This window comes from Planococcus sp. ISL-110 (genome assembly GCF_018613575.1).
Lineage (GTDB): Bacteria > Bacillota > Bacilli > Bacillales_A > Planococcaceae > Planococcus.
This window is the reverse complement of the sequence record NZ_JAGGPX010000006.1, coordinates 91,175-107,657: the sequence shown is the minus strand read 5'-3', so window position 1 is coordinate 107,657 and position 16,483 is coordinate 91,175. Positions and strand designations below refer to the sequence as shown.

Here is a 16,483-nt window from a genome sequence, read left to right as displayed (position 1 = left end):
TTATACTGAAAGCAAAGATGATAGGAACGGAGTGGCGATGACCATGACTGGAATGCACAAAAAGACGGCACAACGATCTGCCGTCTGGCTATGGCTCATAGTAGCAGCAGCTGTTTTCTTAGCTGCCAGCAGCTGGCTTTGGAAAGCTGAATCGCCCGAAGCGGAAATCTTGAAAACCGAACTGCAGGCAATCATCATCGACCAGATTGGAAAAAAGAGCAATATGAATAAGGAACGCATTGCCGATATTTCGGTTTCCCGTAGCCTTGATGGCTGGAATGTAAAAATTTACTTGAACGCCGATAAAGGATTCACCACGATTTCAACAAAACAGCAGATGTGGCAAGATGCTTTAGCCGTATTGGAACCTTTGTCTGAAATCAAGCAACTCAACGATATCTCCCTTTTCTGGATTTATCCTGTTAAAAACAGCCAAAACAAAGTAGAGGATAAGAGAGCCATGTCCTTTAGATTAGACAAGGCAACCCGTGATCAACTGATCTGGGCTAATGTCGATCCGTCCATCCTGCCCGATATCGTTTTCGACTATAAGGAGCATCCAACCTTGAATGAATAACGGCAACTATATGAAAAGGTGAATCGGAAAATAACCGATTCACCTTTTCATGTTACTGGAGGTTGTTCCTCTTCAGGTAACTTTCCATCACTTTTCTGGTTTTTCTTTTCATATATCCATAGGCATTTGCCATGGATTCTTCCGGCGAAATCCCATCATCCGCTACAGCGTGAATTTCCGTGAAATATAGCTCTAGCTTTTCTTTGTCTGATCTGTCGACTGTTCCAGAAATCAGGACTACCGGTTTCCCGTGGCGATTGGCCACTTCCGCAATGCCGAATGGGGCTTTACCGGATAGCGTCTGGGCATCGCTTTTGCCTTCTCCGGTCAACACCAGGTCAGCATCAAGAAGCTGTTCTTCAAAATCCATCGCTTCCAGTACAAGATCAATCCCCCGCCTCATCTCCCCTAAAAAGAACGCTTGGAATGCCCCTCCTGCGCCACCGGCAGCACCTGCTCCTTTTTCATGATGCAGGGCCATACCGGTAAAACGCTCAACAATATCGGCGAAATTCGTTAAGACTCTATCCAGCTCCGTCACCATGTCAGGTGTCGCACCTTTTTGCGGCCCAAAGACAGCCGATGCCCCTTGAGGGCCGATCAATGGATTTTCAACATCGCTGGCAATCAAAAAACGGCTTTCCATGATGCGCTTATCAAATCCAAAAAGATCAATCTTTGATAACCCATTCAATGCCACCATCCCTGGCCCCAATTCCACGCCATGGACGTCCAGGAATTTCATGCCCAATGCTTGCAGCATGCCAATTCCTGCATCATTCGTCGCACTCCCACCAAGGCCAATGATGAACTTCCGGTAGCCCGCATCCAACGCATGGGCAAGCAGTTCACCGGTCCCGTATGTTGAAGCAAGCAGAGGATTTCGTTCCGCCTCGGTCAAAAGAGTAAGCCCTGAAGCCTCCGCCAATTCCACAACACAGGTTTTTTGGTCTCCAAGCACGCCATAGCTTGCTGTGATTTTCCATCCCAGCGGATCTTCAACAATCGCTTCAACCATTTTTCCGCCAGTTGCCGAAACCAGTGCCGTCATGGTCCCTTCCCCGCCGTCTGCTGCCGGCATTAAAACCGGGGTGCTTTGTGGAGATGCCTCCTGTACCCCTTCAGCCATCGCTTGGGCTGCCTGTACCGCTGTCATGCTTCCTTTGAATGAGTCAGGTGCTATCAGGATTTTCAACGATTCTCCCCCTCTTTTATTCACTGGCCAAAAATCCTGCCAGCAACTCTTCCATCTCGGAATGGTCGATCGTCCGGAAATCAATGCATACCTGCTCCCCCTGGATCCTCGATACAATTGCCGGCTTTGCCCGCCTGAGCCGAATCGATAATTGGTCTGCACTCAAACTTAGGTGTGCAATCGCTGCAATATAAGTCGGGATTTCTACTCCTGGCATGGTGCCGCCACCTATTTGGGAAGTACTTTCCTGAAGTTCGATATGGTAATTTTTTGAATTTGATTGCACAGAACTGATAAATGACTGCGCCTGGATTTTGATGTCTGTAGCCGGACGGATAATATCCCGGACAGTAGGCAGTTCAGCAATCTTTTCAGGTCCTCCCAAATAGCTTTTCAAGGTTTCTTCCAGCGCTGCCAGCGTCATTTTGTCGACCCTCAAGACACGTGCCAATTGATGCTTTTTCAATCGGTCGATCAGTTCTTTTTTACCAGCAATCAAGCCGGCCTGTGGACCGCCCAGCAGCTTATCACCGCTGAAGGAAATGAGGTCGACGCCGCTTTCGATCACTTCACGGACAAGCGGTTCATCACCGATGCCATGCTTTTTAAAGTCATAAAGCGCGCCGCTCCCTAAATCTTCATAAAAAACGACTTCACGGTGTTTGCCTGTCAATTCTGCCAATTCGGAAGTCTCCACCGTTTCCGTAAAACCGATCATCTTGAAATTGCTGGTATGCACTTTCATGATCATAGCGGTTTCTTCACCGACTGCCTGCTCGTAATCAAATAAATGGGTTTTATTAGTTGTCCCCACTTCGACGAGATGTGCGCCGCTTTCTTCCATAATAGAAGACACCCGGAAAGAGCCGCCGATCTCGACTAATTGGCCCCGGGAGACAATAACTTCCTGCTGCTTGGCCAATGCACTTAAAATAAGAAATACCGCTGCTGCATTATTGTTCACGACCATCGCCGCTTCCGCTCCCGTTGCCTCCATCAATAACTCTTCGATGATGTCATGGCGTGACCCACGCTTTCCTTCCATTAAACGATATTCCAAGTTGGAGTAATTTGCTGCCGTTCTTACGGCATGCGCGATGGCAGCATCGCTTAAACGGGACCGCCCCAAATTTGTATGCAGCACGGTTCCTGTTCCATTGATCACCCGTGCCAAACGATCTTCCTGCCACAACCTGATTTGAGTTTCAGCCGACTCGAACAGCTGTCCTGTAAAATCAGGCGCAGCCTCTTCAATCAGCAACTCTTCTGCCAGCATACGTTGCCGTAGATTGCCGACTTCGCGCTGGAGGAATTCGGTCAGCTGCGTACTATTCAGGTTGAATGCTGTTTTCAAGCTGCCAAAACGTGGATCTTTCTGCAATTCGTGAACTGCCGGCAGCTGCCGCAAATACTGTTTCATGTTTTGTCCTCCATCCAATGACGCTGATCTTCTGATCGTCTTGTATAGTTCAGCCCATCCAGCAACTCCAGAAACGGAATCATGTATTTTCGCGACAGATTGAGAATGTCCTTCGCCTGCTTTAAATCAAAGGATGGGCCTGTCTGCTGCCGCAGCTGGTTCAGGGCCTGTTCAAAAGCACTATGGTGAATGATCGTATCTTCCCTCAAGCGATAAGCCTGTCCACTCTCAACCAAATAAGCGGTAAGTTCAGCGATTTCCGCCTTCGGCAAAGGGCTGCCGGTGAAATACTCTTCCCATTTCTTTGCCTCGAAACCATCCTTTTCCAAAGTGCCGACAATCTGTTCCATTCGCGCACGCCATTTCTTAGGAAGATGGGGACTGAATAAAGCGCAAGCCACGAACTGGCCGGATTGCTTGATTTCATTCTGTTCCATCAATAAATTTAAGCTGTACTGAAGAAGAGGTCGCGGATAGGCAGCGCTCATTGATTGGATCAGCTCGGCCTTGCCCATGCCGATGCGCATCGGGAAATCTTCATGAAACTGCTGCAGCCTTGCCAGCAATTCATCTTTTAGTTTGATGAAGGTTTTGCCCAGGCTATAGCCGTGGCGTGGAATTTCCATCCAGACATTAGAAGCCAAGCCTTGCTTCAACGTTTCTATCAACGTGATTTCATCCAACGAAGTCTGCTGCATCAATTGCTGCTGTTCAAGCAGCATAGATTTGTTCAGGGCATCAATGATCAAATCCTGTGGCGTTCCCTGCTGGTGATGGCGAAGCATATCGATGGTTTCATAGCCAAAGCGATACTTGCTGCCGTTTGGCTGAATGACCCAGCCGCCGCCGATTGTCTCCATCGGACTTGGCCGCCGCAAAATAAAACGGTCACCCCGGCGGACCACTATCTTGTCATCCAGGCGAATTTGGCATAACACTTCGTCCGGTGTCTGCTCCAGCTCCTTACGGTCGAAAAAGACGATCTTGCCCATCACTTCAGAGGTGCCGATATGAATCCGGACAGCTGTCCGCTGTTTAAGGGGAGCAAACTTCCGTCCAATCACCCGCAACGCAACATCAATGGTATCCGTCACCAGGAAATGATCCGAATCCACCAGCACATCCCCACGCTTCACGGCTGTCCGTTCGATGCCGCCGAGGTTGATGGCTGTCCGTTGCCCGGCACGTGCCTGCTCGCGTTCCTCATGATGCACTTGGATTTGCCTCACTTTCACAGGAACCCCTTCCGGCAAAAGCAGCAGTTTAGCCGATTTCCGCACAACGCCCTCATAAACGGTTCCTCTGACGACCGTTCCCTGGCCTTGGATTGTAAACACCTGATCGATCGGCAAACGGAATGAACCGTAGGCGTCACGGAAATTCATGGCCTGCAATTCCGTCCCGATCAGTTTCTTCAATTCATCGATTCCCGTTCTGGACAGGCTGTCGAGCGTAACATATGGCGCCTCATGAAAAACAGTCCGGGACAGCCGCTCTTTAATATCATCCATCACCAATTCAAGCATCACTTCATCAACCCGGTCCATTTTTGAAATGGCAACGATGCACCGTTTCACCCCTAAAAACTGCAGAATTTCCAAATGTTCCTCGGTTTGCGGCATGATTCCTTCATCCGCCGCAACAACCAGAATAACCAGATCGATTCCAGCAACTCCTGCAATCATCTGGCGAATAAACCGCTCGTGGCCAGGCACATCGACAACCGAAACAGAGACACCGGCTTCTAAATTGAGAGGTGCATAGCCCAATTCAATGGAAATGCCCCGCTCCTTTTCCTCTTTTAACCGGTCTGTCTCCACGTTGGTCAAAGCCTTTGTCAAACTGGTTTTGCCATGGTCAATGTGTCCAGCCATGCCGATAGTAAAATACCGTTCTTCCATTTTTTTCACACGCCTTCTCTAATCGCTTTTCTCTTTACTTTAGTCTTCGGGTAAAGCTCTTTCAAGCCTGAGCCCTGCTCTCAACCGTTTTATCCAAGCCGCATTCTTGCGCAGATCTTTTTTTCGGTATAAACTTGTACAGGCCGGCTAGAAATTACCTGGGGTTGGATGGGTGACTGGTGTCCTCCTGGGTCTTCAAAACCCTGAGGGGCCTGCGTGCCAGGCTCGGTGGGTTCGATTCCCACACAATCCCGCCAATACATACAGAAATGCTGAGGTGCCCATGTAGATTCGACGGGCATAAGACGCACTGGCGAAGCGGCATGTTTTCAGCCGCACAGCCAGCGCGGCTTATGACCCTAGAATCTGGGCACCGAAGCTGGACAATAAGAAATGCTGAGGTGCCTGTCCAGCTCCGACAGGCTTAAGACGAATTGGCAGTGTGGCGTTCTTTGCCACGCAGTCGGTTTGGCTTAAGACCCCGAGGAGCTAGGCACCGAAGCTGGACAATAAGAAATGCTGAGGTACCCAACTGAGGATGCTAACCTAAAAACGCGACTTCCTGTCGCAACGGTTAGCTGACCCGCATCCTGCGGCCCCTCGACGGGCATAAGACGCACTGGCGAAGCGGCATGTTTTCAGCCGCACAGCCAGCGCGGCTTATGACCCTAGAATCTGGGCACCGAAGCTGGACAATAAGAAATGCTGAGGTGCCTGTCCAGCTCCGACAGGCTTAAGACGAATTGGCAGTGTGGCGTTTTTTGCCACATTGCCGGTTTGGCTTAAGACCCCGAGGAGCTAGGCACCGAAGCTAAACACAATAGAAATGCGGAAGCACCACTTACAAAAGTTCCGCGCAAAAAAAGATTGCCACAACGGCATTTTTTTTTTGCTTCATCGAAAGGTGAGTTAAGTGACAAACTTACTTTGTTTTAGGATAATTCAATCTAGCGGGAGAGCATAAACCTTCAAATTGTTGAGTCAAAGGATGAAGAAGATGAAAATTGTTTTAGCTTCACCGAATTATCCGCAACTTCGCGGAAACACGATAACGGTTCAACGCATTGCAGACAATCTTGAAAAACTGGGTGTAGAGACGAAAATCGTATCGACAACCGATGACAGCGTCATCCATTCGTTTCCAGCTGCTGATATCGTTCATGGATTCCATGCCTATAATTTCTATAAGTTCCTGCAAAAACTGGATCAGAAGCCTGTGCATTACATTGTCACCATTACAGGGACCGATTTGAATCAGGATCTTTTTAATCCGGATAAACGACCCGATGTCCTGGCTTCTTTGCATGGAGCCGAAGCTGTTCATGTGTTCGATAAAAAAGCTAAAGGATTGCTGGTAAAGGAAATTCCCGAACTGGCTGATAAAATCCTTGTCATGCCTCAAGGCAACCAGCCTTCTCCATCTGGAGTTTCACCTTTCACAAAAGAGCCGAACAGCTTTTTGTTCTTCTTGCCGGCAGGCATCCGGAAAGTGAAAAATATCCCAGCAGCGATTCTAATGCTTCAGGAGCTCCGCCTGCACCACCCTCAGGTTCGCCTATGGCTGGTCGGCCCTGTTCTTGAAGAAGAGGAAGGCGAGACGGTTATGGAACTTGTCAATCTTCACAAAGATTGGATCTGTTACCTGGGGCAAGTACCGCATGAAATCATGGGTGCCGTCTATCGCCAGACCGATGCCGTTTTAAACACATCCCTGTCAGAAGGCCAGCCCGCAACGATTTTAGAGGCGATGGGCTACGCTTTGCCGGTGCTTGCTTCAGACATTCCCGGCAACAGCGCCATAATTTCCGATGGGGAAACAGGGGTATTATATAAAACCCGGAACGAATTCCTTGATTATGCCGAAAAGCTCGTGAATAATAACAAAATAAGACAAAGCATTGGCCAGTCCGCGGAAGCTTATGTAAGACGAAATCATTCAAGCGAACGTGAAGCCGAAACTTTATTGAAGGTTTATCGACAGATCTTAAAATAAACTGGATTTTCGATGAATAGCAGTATTTGAATGTAAAAAAGGAGAGATTGACATGATTGAAAAAGAAAACGTAAGACTCACTTCTTTATCTACAAAAGGCGGTTGAGGCTGCAAAATTGGTCCTGAGGACCTGGCGCAGGTTCTGCGTCACTTACCGAAAAATGTAGATGATCCAAACTTGCTGGTCGGCCTGGAAACAGCTGACGATGCAGGAGTTTATAAAATTAATGATGAAACGGCATTGGTCCAGACTTTGGATTTCTTTACCCCAATTGTGGATGATGCCTATATGTTCGGCCAAATCGGTGCTGCTAATGCTCTAAGCGATGTTTATGCCATGGGCGGCAAACCATTGACCGTCATGAATATCGTCGCTTTCCCAATCAATACCTTGGATAAAAGCATCTTAGCCGATATATTGGCTGGCGCTTCCGACAAGGTCAAGGAATCTGGCGCCATTTTGGTGGGCGGCCATTCGATTGACGACCAGGAGCCTAAATTCGGGCTTTCCGTTACAGGCACCATACACCCTGACCGCATCCGCTCCAATGCTGGAGCAAAACCGGGAGACCGCCTTATTTTAACCAAGCCCATTGGCGTCGGTATTTTGACCACTGCCATCAAACAAGGCATTCTGGAAAAAGAAGATTTGGATGAAGTCATGAACGTCATGGCCACTTTGAATAAAGCCGCAGCTGAAGTAATGGAAAGATACTCTGTCAACGCTTGCACAGATGTAACCGGATTTGGCCTTCTTGGCCATACGATGGAAATCGCCAAAGGCGGAAACGTCGGCGTCACAGTAACTAACCAGGATGTACCTGTTCTTTCTCGTGCAAAAGATCTTGCAGAACAAAACGTCATTCCCGGCGGCACACATAAAAATCGCCAGTGGCTTGCGAAAGACATCGATTACGCTGAGAACATCAGTGAAATTGATCAATTAATCCTATGCGACGCAGTCACTTCCGGCGGCCTGTTGATTTCAGTGCCTGAAGCGGAAGCTGATGCGTTGCAGCGTGAACTGCAGGAAAACAATGTCCAATCCGCCATCATCGGCAATGTGACCAGTGAAAATGCTGGACGGATTCAAGTAATATAAGATATTGCTGCCCAAAAATGAAAAGCTTAAATGCAGCAATAGTCAAGCATTGGACAAGGACTCTGTTGGAGTCCTTGTTTTACTGTCAGCTGCATACCAAAAATATAAAGAGGTGTTCGTATTGAAAAAATGGATTTTAACGACTTCTGTACTCCTGCTGGCATTGTTCTTATCAGCCTGCGGAAGCGATTTAACTGAAAGTGGAAGTTCAACAGCGTCCGATAACGAGGAACCCTTCACAATCGGTGTAATTCCTGCCCAGACAGAAGGCGAAATGCAAACTGCAATGGATAAGCTGCAAACAATCCTGAGCGAAGCGTTGGATCGCGAAGTCGAAATTGAAGTTTATCCCGATTATAACGGTGTCGTGGAATCAATGAACTACGACCAGATCGACATGGCCTATCTTGGGCCGCTAACGTATGTCATCGCTGAAGCAAACAGCAATGCCAAAGCCATCATCACCCAATTGGTCGACGGCGAGCCATTTTATAATTCCTATGTCATCACGCATACAGACAATCCCGTTGCTTCTTTGGATGAATTATTGGAAAATCCGGGCGAGGTCCAATTTGCATTCGGTGACCCAAATTCCACTTCCGGTTCATTGATTCCTTCTATTGAATTGCAGGACCGCGAAGTGTACGAGTCTGAACAGGAAAATCAATTTGAAACTGTCCGCTTTACCGGATCGCATGATGCAACTGCACTCGCTGTCCAAAACAAACAGGTCGATGCAGGTGCCATCGACAGCGCTATTTACAATCAGCTGTTGGAATCGGGGAAGATTGATGGGGACCAACTAAAAATCGTCTGGGAGTCAGAGCCTCTGTTCCAATACCCATGGGCCGTGCTCGAAAGCACAGATGATGAAACTGTCGCAAAACTGCGCGAAACGTTCTTAGCGATAGAAGATACTGAAATCCTTGATGCATTTGGCGCTACCGGCTTTACAGAAGCTGACAATGCAGATTACGAAAGCATCAAACAGGCCGCTATAAAGCAAGGAATCATTGAAGAATAGAGTTGATTAAGCTTGTGGTTTAAAAAAAGCAATCTCATCACCGTCCTGATCGTTCTTGTGCTGATTTATTTCAGCATGCGGATTACGGAATTCGACCTGTCCAAGTTCAGGGATTTCCGCAATATGATTGATTTTCTGTCCCAATGGTGGCCGATGGACTTTACCAAGCTTCCAGGCATGGTAGAAGATACGTTCGAGACCTTGGCGATGGCTTTTCTCGGCAGTGTGTTTGGTTTATTGATCGCCTTGCCGATCAGCTTCGTTGCGGCACGCAATACGGCGCCGTCCAAGTCTCTCTTTCATTTCACCCGTGTGGCACTCAGTTTTGTGCGTTCCGTCCCTGAAATCGTTATCGGCCTGATCCTATTGACGACACTCGGCCTTGGACCTTTTCCAGCAGTTATTGCCATCATGATCCATAATGTCGGTGTCTTCGGAAAACTGGTCTCAGAACTGATTGAAGCTGCCGACCCTGGTCCTCAGGAAGCTATGCGTGCCGTTGGCGCGAAAAAATGGCTGGCTAATCTGTTCAGCATTCTTCCGCAAATTTGGCCGAACGTCCTGTCCCAATTTTTCTATCGTTTTGAAGTCGCCATCCGCACATCGCTCATCCTGGGCTTTATCGGCGGCGGTGGAATAGGCCAGCGCCTGTTTAATGACTTTAAAACCTTTCAATACTCCTCCGTTTCACTGGATGTCTTAATTATTATGATCATGGTTATTGCCATCGACTTTCTGGCCAGCACCATTCGAAATCGTGTCATTTAAAGGAGTGGCTATATGATTCAAGTGAAAAATTTAACAGTACATTATCCGGATACACAAGTGGAAGCACTGACTGATATCAGCCTGTCTCTTGAAAAAGGCGATTTTGTCTGTGTGCTCGGGAAAAGCGGTGCAGGAAAATCGACTTTTATCCGCTGCCTGAACGGACTGCAAAAACCGACCAATGGAGAAATTTTTTTTGACGGCAAAGACATCTCCGTCCATAATGAAGAAAAACTGCGCAAAGTACGACGGGAAACCGGCATGATCTTTCAGCATTTCAGCCTGGTGCCACGTTTGAGCGTCATGCAGAATGTCCTGACCGGCATGTTCGGTTACCGCTCTTCTTTTAAGAACTTGATCGGCTGGTTCACCGCTGATGAGTTGGCATTGGCTAAACGGGTCATTGCGGATGTCGGCCTGTCAGAAATGACTTACCGGAAAGTTGAACAGCTGAGCGGTGGCCAAAAACAGCGTGTCGGCATTGCCCGTGCGCTTGCCCAACAGCCAAAAGTGTTGCTTGGGGATGAACCCGTCGCCAGTCTGGATCCCGGAACTTCCAACCACATCTTCACCCTACTGAAGGAAATGCACGAACGGCTGAATCTGTTGACCATCATCAATGTCCACGATATTGAATTGGCCAAACGCTATGCCAGCCGCATTCTGGCCTTGAAAGACGGGAAGCTCATCTTTGATGGCTCACCGGAAGACTTCAAGGATGCTGAATATCGTGAGACCTATACATCCAATCCGCAAACCGCATTTTTCGACGCTGGAATCTAACAGCGAAAGGAGATGATCTGCATGATTAAAAGTCCATGAGCAGTAAATCAATCCAGAGTCGTGTACGACTCTACTCACCCGCAAATCGTTACTGCCCATCAAGCACAAAAGAAAAAATCCGTGGTCCTAAGTTTTGATGACGGCCCCAGCAAAGTTCTGCCGCAGATTCTGGACATCCTGAAACAACAGAAAGTGCCAGCTATGTTCTTTTGGCAATCCCGCCTACTGTATCCGGCACGGCCATGGCAACGTGTGCTTGATGAAGGCCATGTTATCGGCACGCATTCAAGAAAGCACCGCAATCTGGTTCAGCTGTCCTACGAAGAACAGTGCAGGGATATACGGAATAGCCTGGCACATATCGAAAAAATCACCGGCACACAAGTTGTCTTTTTCCGCCCTCCATATGGGCGCTTTAACAGCGACACCATAAAAGCCGCCCGTGCACTGGGCTTAACGACCGTTATGTGGCGCATTGCTTCAATGGACTGGGAGCTGAAAGACGACCCCAGCCAAATCATCCGTTACGTCACAGAAAATCTTGAGGACGGTGCCATTATCCTGCTGCATGAATTAGAACAGACTGTGGCAATTTTGCCTCACTTGATCAAAGCTATCAAAGAACAGGGGTACAGTTTTTCCCTGTTGCCTACTGAAGAAGAAACAAAAAAATCAGCACCGGGAAACCGGTGCTGATTTTTTTGTTTCTATAAAAGTTATTCGTCGCTTTCATCACCATCGGATGGTGGCCAGGCACTGATTAGACGGCGTGCATATACGACCTGCCCGGCATGATAGCTATTATGATTGATGAGCACCATCAGCAAATCGGCCGGCGTTCTTTTTCTTCCGCCAAGTCCCTCTTCCAGTGAATCTTTTGAAGCTTGCTGCACCGCTTGCCCCAAACCTTTTAAAAATTGGCTTACCGTCTCTTTGTATTGCTGTTCATTTGAAGGAAACGGGGAACCTGGCCAGGACTCTGAAAAATCCTGAGGGCTTTCTGGTTCCTCTTCCCGCAGCTCAGCCAAAATGAATTCCTGCCAGTAATTCATGTGAAACAGGAGTTCCCAAACTGAGTGGTGGCTGCCCTCTGGTTTCTCCCCTGGTTTCTCCCCTGCCATCTCCTAGCTCAGCCCATTAAACACCATGTCCGTCTGGTAATGTGCATACTTTCCTTGAAGTCCGTTCTGTAAATAGCGATTGATCATCATCTATCCCTCCTTCACATATTATTAAAGATTCAACAAAAAAGTACAAAATCCTTTCTGAAACAGGTAAAATTGAGAAAAACCATCCAGCTATTCCTGAAACTGAGAGTTTATCTATTGCCATCGACAAAGGCGGTGTCTTATGAGAAGTATTTTTTCTGCATGGAAACTTATTGTTTTTTTCCTTTTGTTGAGTACTTGTGCACATGCCATCTATGTAAGGGAATGGTCTAATGATCGTTTCATGCTTGGTCCGAATGATGGACTGTCACAAATGTTGCCATTTAAAACGCTTCTCTACAAGCATTACACTGAGGGGGAATTTTTCTATTCTACTTTTTTCGGCTTAGGCAGCGGCATTTACAGCGAGTTATCCTATTATTTCTCTACATCCATTGTCTTTATTCTGACGACTGCAGTTGTCTTCCTTCTTGAATCGACCAACCTGATTGCAGAACCAGATCCATTATTTTGGGCTCGTTCAGCAGTGTTCATCAATATCATCCGATTAGCTGTGGTATTTTTTATTGCCTATCATGTTTTTCGTTATTTTAATTTCAAACCGGTTCCTGCCTTGCTTGGCACTGCCGTATACGGCCTTTCGGGCATGTATTTCCGGCACGCTGTGTACTGGGAGTTTTTTGCGGATGCCTATCTATGGCTGCCGCTTCTCGTGCTTGGAGTTGAAAAGGTATTTCGCGAAAACCGCGCCGGCTGGTTCTTGTTTGCGGTTGCTTTATCGATGATCGATAACTTCTATTTTGCCTATGCCAACTTTCTGCTTATGACCCTTTATATCCTCGTGCGGCTGTTTATCCCTTTGACTGAAAATGAAACGCAGAGATGGTCCGCTTTACGCAAGTTTCTGGTCAGCGGATTTATCGGTGCCGGCATAAGTGCCGTGGTGTTTATCCCTGCTGTCTATGCATTCTTCAACAACCACCGTCCAGCCTATCAGCATGAAATCCCCTGGTTTTTCTGGCTGGACAATGTCCTGTTCACCAGCAGCTTTATTGTTTTGCCCGCCGTATTCGTCATCCTGCTATTCGCTCCTCCACTCTTTCGCAACCGTCTATTTCAGTTTTTTGTCCTGCTCGTCCTATTGGGCATTGTGTTTCATTACAGCCCCAAAATCGCCAGTGTTTTCAACGGCTTTTCAGCGCCGCAGAATCGCTGGGAATACTTTATTTCGTTTGCGGCAGGTGGTGCAGTCGCTGCCGGATACAGCAGCTTGTCGAGCTTGAAGGCCACTCACCTTATTCCTGCTGGCGTACTGGCATTGTTAGCTTATGCAGCTTTTGCCTTTATCGATCCCACGATTGGTGTTCCGCAACATCTTCTCTTATTGTTTTTCAGTACCGCATTGCTCATTTATATTTTGTATGTCCTCGCTGTGCAGAAAGACTCAAAAATCGGCCAGGCACTGGCAATCGGACTGCTCCTTGCTGGGATTCTGGCAAGTGCGGTACAGCTTGTGCTCGCTTTGGTCGTCGAAGGCACGACCGTTCAAATTCCTTTATTTCTTTCGATTGTAGGGACCGTTTTATTTACCGCCATCCTTCTGGTCCGAGCTGTCCGCGACCGGTCACAGGAAGCGATAGCCGCAGCTTTCATCATCGTCACTCTGATTTTTTCAGTCAATGGATTTCAATACGTACTGCTCGTGGGCAGCGGAAATACACAATCGGTCACTGAGCAATACATCACCGGAGCAGATTACGATGACCCTGAAATTAACAGGCTCCTCGATTCAATCCGCCTCCAGGAAGAGGATCTCTTTTATCGTGTCGATTGGATGGAAGGCATCCGCAACAACACCCCCATCGTACAGGATTTCCGGGGAGTGAGCGCGTACTCCAGTATCTTAAACAAAGGAATACTGGAGTTCTACCTCTATGATTTGGAAGTTGATATGGGCCGTGAAAGTGTCAGCCGCTATGCGACACTTGGCAATCGGACAAATTTACATAGCCTGCTGCAGGCCAAGTACACTATTTCTAAAAATGATGACCCCAATGTCCCTTCAGGATTTGATCAAGTGTTCAGTTCTGTCAACTACTCGGTTTTCGAAAATCAGCATTTGCTGCCATTCGTTCGAGCAGCTGATGCTGTGTATAGCGAATATTCACTTGCAGGAGAATCAGTGCTGCAGCGGGAACACGCTATGCTGACAGGGGTTGTGCTGAAAAACCCTAAAAACGCTTTGCCCCTGCCCCCTGCACAGCCGCCTCTGCCGTTTATCATCCGCACCGAGCAGGCAAGCTTTGAAAATGGGATATTGACGGTCACGGGGGATTCCGGCGGCATCGATCTTCTGTTAGATAAAACCTTTAATGCCGAAGACGACTTGTATATTTCTTTTCATCTGATAAAACAATCACCTGATGGCCTTTTCCCTTTGGCATTAAATGCATATGAGACTTCCCGTAAATCCAATCAGTCTGTCTATAAAACATTTGCAGATGACTTGACCATCCGCATACCAGCCGAAGAAATCGTCCGCATCCGTGTGCCCGCAGGCCGGTACGAACTGACCGAACTGGCAATTTATGAGGAAAATTATGAGGTATTGGCTGCACAAGCTGCGGAAAGAGACCGCAGTTCCGGTGTCGAATGGAATGGCAGCAGCTTTAAAACCGAATATATGAACGACGAAAATGCCCGCTTTTTAGTCATGCCTATTCCTTATGAAATTGGCTGGAGGGCAAAAGTGAACGGCAAAACCGCTGAAGTGCTGGAAGCTAATTACGCTTTTATTGCATTGCCTGCCGATCCTGGAAGCAACCGTATCGAACTTACCTATCGGCCTCCCTATTTCCATGTGTCACTGGCTTTTTCCATCACCTGTTTGCTGCTGGCTTTCTTTTACCTGCAAAAGCAGCGGAAAAGGACTCCGTCTTAAAAGAGTCTTTTTCCGCTGTTTTAAGAGATCAATCGTTCACCTGGGGTGATACCAGCTTTTCTCATTCACTCGCATCGTGCAAGGTAACACTTTCAATGTAATGGATATAGCGTCTCAGCTATTTTACCTGCTCTCTTGTAATATTCCCGGCTCTGTACGTCTTATAAATTTCCGGTCGTCCCATATCCATGACAATGATATGCAATTCCTCTTTTTGCAATTCGTATTTCTCATTAGACAAGGTTTCTGGTTTTTTCAGTCGGCTGACCATCTGCCTGTAGTCCGAGATGACCGCTTCCATGATTGCTTTCGGCTCGTATTTCCCAGCGTACTCCTCTAAACCAAACAAGGCCGCCTGAAGGGCTTCCAACTGAATTTCACGCCCCACCTGAAATTCAACCAGACGCGTTTCTTCTTCTTTGAGGTTTTGTCCTCTAAAACGTCTCCATGCCCGGATCAGCTTTCCTTGTAAATAGAGCATCGTTGAACGCGCATTATTGACGATCACTTCTTCCTGCCGATCCAAGGACTTTTCAAATGCCTCATATACTTCATTGTTGATGTCCTTTTTACAGCAAAGTTCTTGAATGTATCTGCTTTCTACGCTAAGTATGGGCCATCTCGATGCGAGTAACTTATCTATATCCAAAATAATCTTCCGGAGACGTTTTTTGTGATTTTTTTCATTAAAGAAACTAGATTCGGGTATACTCCTTTTAACTGATACAGGAGGTGTCGAGATGTTCTACTTGAGTCTGGCAATCATTATTGGATTTATGATTGTTCACATTTTTACAAATTATATCAAGTTTCTTGATCGCAAACCAAAGGACAGGCTGATGTCGTTTGTATCCGGAGGCTCAATCGCTTATGTCTTCCTGCATCTGGTTCCTGAACTGACCCATTATCAGGAAGTCGCCGAAGAATCTCAATTGCCGAATTGGCTTGAGAATCTCGATTATGTCACTTACTTGATGACACTTGCCGGCATCGCCTTTTTCTATGGCATCAACCAAATGAACGAAAAATCACAGAAAAAAAATGAACAGGAAAAAAACATCACCCGGCCAAGCAAACCGGTATTCGCTCTTGAAATTTTCGGTTTCGCCTTATATAACGTACTGATTGGATATTTGCTGGTTGATTTAAGCGGTGAAAACATCGCAGATTATATTATATATTTTATCGTCTTTTCTTTTCACTTTATCGCCAATAACCGGGTGCTGCATTTAACCCATGAAGATTTATACACAAACATCGGCCGTTGGGCATTGGCTTTCTCAGTTTTAATCGGCTGGCTTATCTATAACTTCACTGAAACTACTGATTTGAATATTGCTTTCTTTTCCGCCTTTCTCACTGGCGGTGTGGTACTGAACATTTTAAATGATGAATTGCCGGCTGAGAAGAACAGTAGCTATCCTTCTTTTATTGCGGGAATTTTGTTTATCACGATCCTGCTTCAGCTTATTCTGTAAAGAGCCATATCGGGATCTGTCATTCGCCAGTGAGTTGGAGGCTTCGCTGATGACTTCTTAAAATTCACGCATCTTTTATTTCATTTCTCTAGATAAAAAGTGAAAAACTCTTACTATTTCAACTACAGGTTT

The 16,483-nt window shown here is 47.0% G+C and carries 14 protein-coding genes and 1 tRNA gene; 10 read left to right on the top strand and 5 right to left on the bottom strand.

Translation table 11 applies throughout. The annotated features are described in order from the left end of the window. Window positions 1–37 precede the first annotated feature (37 nt). On the top strand, window positions 38–577 hold the full coding sequence (locus J7I83_RS03525) for a hypothetical protein (RefSeq protein WP_251047429.1): 540 nt from the start codon (window positions 38–40) through the stop codon (window positions 575–577). A 52-nt stretch (window positions 578–629) separates the two neighbouring features. Here the strand turns inward: J7I83_RS03525 and J7I83_RS03520 are convergent, their stop codons facing one another. From J7I83_RS03520 to selB, 3 genes are read right to left on the bottom strand one after another with little or no spacing between them, the layout of a single operon-like run. After that, the gene (locus tag J7I83_RS03520) at window positions 630–1,772 is read right to left on the bottom strand and encodes a glycerate kinase (protein ID WP_215099298.1); all 1,143 of its coding nucleotides are present in this window, start codon (window positions 1,770–1,772) and stop codon (window positions 630–632) included. A 16-nt stretch (window positions 1,773–1,788) separates the two neighbouring features. Next, window positions 1,789–3,192, bottom strand: coding sequence for an L-seryl-tRNA(Sec) selenium transferase (gene selA, locus J7I83_RS03515; protein WP_215099297.1), 1,404 nt, complete (start codon window positions 3,190–3,192; stop codon window positions 1,789–1,791). After that, window positions 3,189–5,093, bottom strand: coding sequence for a selenocysteine-specific translation elongation factor (gene selB, locus J7I83_RS03510; RefSeq protein ID WP_215099359.1), 1,905 nt, complete (start codon window positions 5,091–5,093; stop codon window positions 3,189–3,191). The genes selA and selB overlap by 4 nt, the downstream gene beginning before the upstream one ends. A 160-nt stretch (window positions 5,094–5,253) precedes the next feature. On the opposite strand from selB, the gene J7I83_RS03505 reads away from it, so the two are divergent. The 7 genes from J7I83_RS03505 to J7I83_RS03475 all read left to right on the top strand — a co-directional run bounded on the left by J7I83_RS03505 (window position 5,254) and on the right by J7I83_RS03475 (window position 11,459). After that, a tRNA-Sec gene (locus tag J7I83_RS03505) sits at window positions 5,254–5,350 on the top strand. Between the two features lie 740 nt (window positions 5,351–6,090). After that, entirely contained in the window at window positions 6,091–7,086 is a 996-nt protein-coding gene (locus tag J7I83_RS03500) for a glycosyltransferase (protein ID WP_215099296.1), read from the top strand. A gap of 52 nt (window positions 7,087–7,138) precedes the next feature. After that, entirely contained in the window at window positions 7,139–8,188 is a 1,050-nt protein-coding gene (gene selD / locus J7I83_RS03495) for a selenide, water dikinase SelD (RefSeq protein ID WP_215099295.1), read from the top strand. Between the two features lie 121 nt (window positions 8,189–8,309). Next, window positions 8,310–9,212 carry a phosphate/phosphite/phosphonate ABC transporter substrate-binding protein gene (gene phnD, locus J7I83_RS03490; protein ID WP_215099294.1) on the top strand — a complete coding sequence of 301 codons (903 nt, stop codon included), beginning with the start codon at window positions 8,310–8,312 and terminating at the stop codon, window positions 9,210–9,212. Window positions 9,213–9,224: 12 nt separating this feature from the next. After that, a complete protein-coding gene (gene phnE, locus J7I83_RS03485) occupies window positions 9,225–9,980 on the top strand; it encodes a phosphonate ABC transporter, permease protein PhnE (RefSeq protein ID WP_215099293.1) in 756 nt (251 codons plus the stop codon). Window positions 9,981–9,992: 12 nt separating this feature from the next. After that, window positions 9,993–10,763 carry a phosphonate ABC transporter ATP-binding protein gene (gene phnC, locus J7I83_RS03480; protein WP_215099292.1) on the top strand — a complete coding sequence of 257 codons (771 nt, stop codon included), beginning with the start codon at window positions 9,993–9,995 and terminating at the stop codon, window positions 10,761–10,763. Between the two features lie 60 nt (window positions 10,764–10,823). Continuing rightward, window positions 10,824–11,459, top strand: a complete 636-nt coding sequence (locus tag J7I83_RS03475; RefSeq protein ID WP_353048221.1) for a polysaccharide deacetylase family protein — start codon at window positions 10,824–10,826, stop codon at window positions 11,457–11,459. Between the two features lie 20 nt (window positions 11,460–11,479). Here J7I83_RS03475 and J7I83_RS03470 read toward each other — a convergent pair whose 3' ends face one another. Beyond that, window positions 11,480–11,884: a DinB family protein gene (locus tag J7I83_RS03470; protein WP_285228668.1), complete on the bottom strand. Its 405-nt coding sequence runs from the start codon at window positions 11,882–11,884 to the stop codon at window positions 11,480–11,482. 229 nt (window positions 11,885–12,113) lie between these two features. Here J7I83_RS03470 and J7I83_RS03465 point away from each other — a divergent pair, with 229 nt between their 5' ends. After that, the gene (locus J7I83_RS03465) at window positions 12,114–14,873 is read left to right on the top strand and encodes a YfhO family protein (RefSeq protein ID WP_215099290.1); all 2,760 of its coding nucleotides are present in this window, start codon (window positions 12,114–12,116) and stop codon (window positions 14,871–14,873) included. 118 nt (window positions 14,874–14,991) lie between these two features. Here the strand turns inward: J7I83_RS03465 and J7I83_RS03460 are convergent, their stop codons facing one another. Further along, window positions 14,992–15,522 (bottom strand): hypothetical protein, encoded by a 531-nt coding sequence (locus J7I83_RS03460; protein WP_215099289.1) that lies wholly within the window; start codon window positions 15,520–15,522, stop codon window positions 14,992–14,994. Window positions 15,523–15,613: 91 nt separating this feature from the next. Here J7I83_RS03460 and J7I83_RS03455 point away from each other — a divergent pair, with 91 nt between their 5' ends. Beyond that, window positions 15,614–16,351: a hypothetical protein gene (locus J7I83_RS03455; RefSeq protein WP_215099288.1), complete on the top strand. Its 738-nt coding sequence runs from the start codon at window positions 15,614–15,616 to the stop codon at window positions 16,349–16,351. The last annotated feature ends 132 nt before the right edge of the window (window positions 16,352–16,483 follow it).

Bases quoted from the DNA above. Each gene is read 5' to 3' on its own strand.
- J7I83_RS03525 (WP_251047429.1), top strand. From the start codon at position 38: ATGACCATGACTGGAATGCACAAAAAGACGGCACAACGATCTGCCGTC.
- selA (WP_215099297.1), bottom strand. From the start codon at position 3,192: ATGAAACAGTATTTGCGGCAGCTGCCGGCAGTTCACGAATTGCAGAAA.
- selB (WP_215099359.1), bottom strand. From the start codon at position 5,093: ATGGAAGAACGGTATTTTACTATCGGCATGGCTGGACACATTGACCAT.
- J7I83_RS03500 (WP_215099296.1), top strand. From the start codon at position 6,091: ATGAAAATTGTTTTAGCTTCACCGAATTATCCGCAACTTCGCGGAAAC.
- phnC (WP_215099292.1), top strand. From the start codon at position 9,993: ATGATTCAAGTGAAAAATTTAACAGTACATTATCCGGATACACAAGTG.
- J7I83_RS03470 (WP_285228668.1), bottom strand. From the start codon at position 11,884: ATGGCAGGGGAGAAACCAGGGGAGAAACCAGAGGGCAGCCACCACTCA.
- J7I83_RS03465 (WP_215099290.1), top strand. From the start codon at position 12,114: ATGAGAAGTATTTTTTCTGCATGGAAACTTATTGTTTTTTTCCTTTTG.
- J7I83_RS03455 (WP_215099288.1), top strand. From the start codon at position 15,614: ATGTTCTACTTGAGTCTGGCAATCATTATTGGATTTATGATTGTTCAC.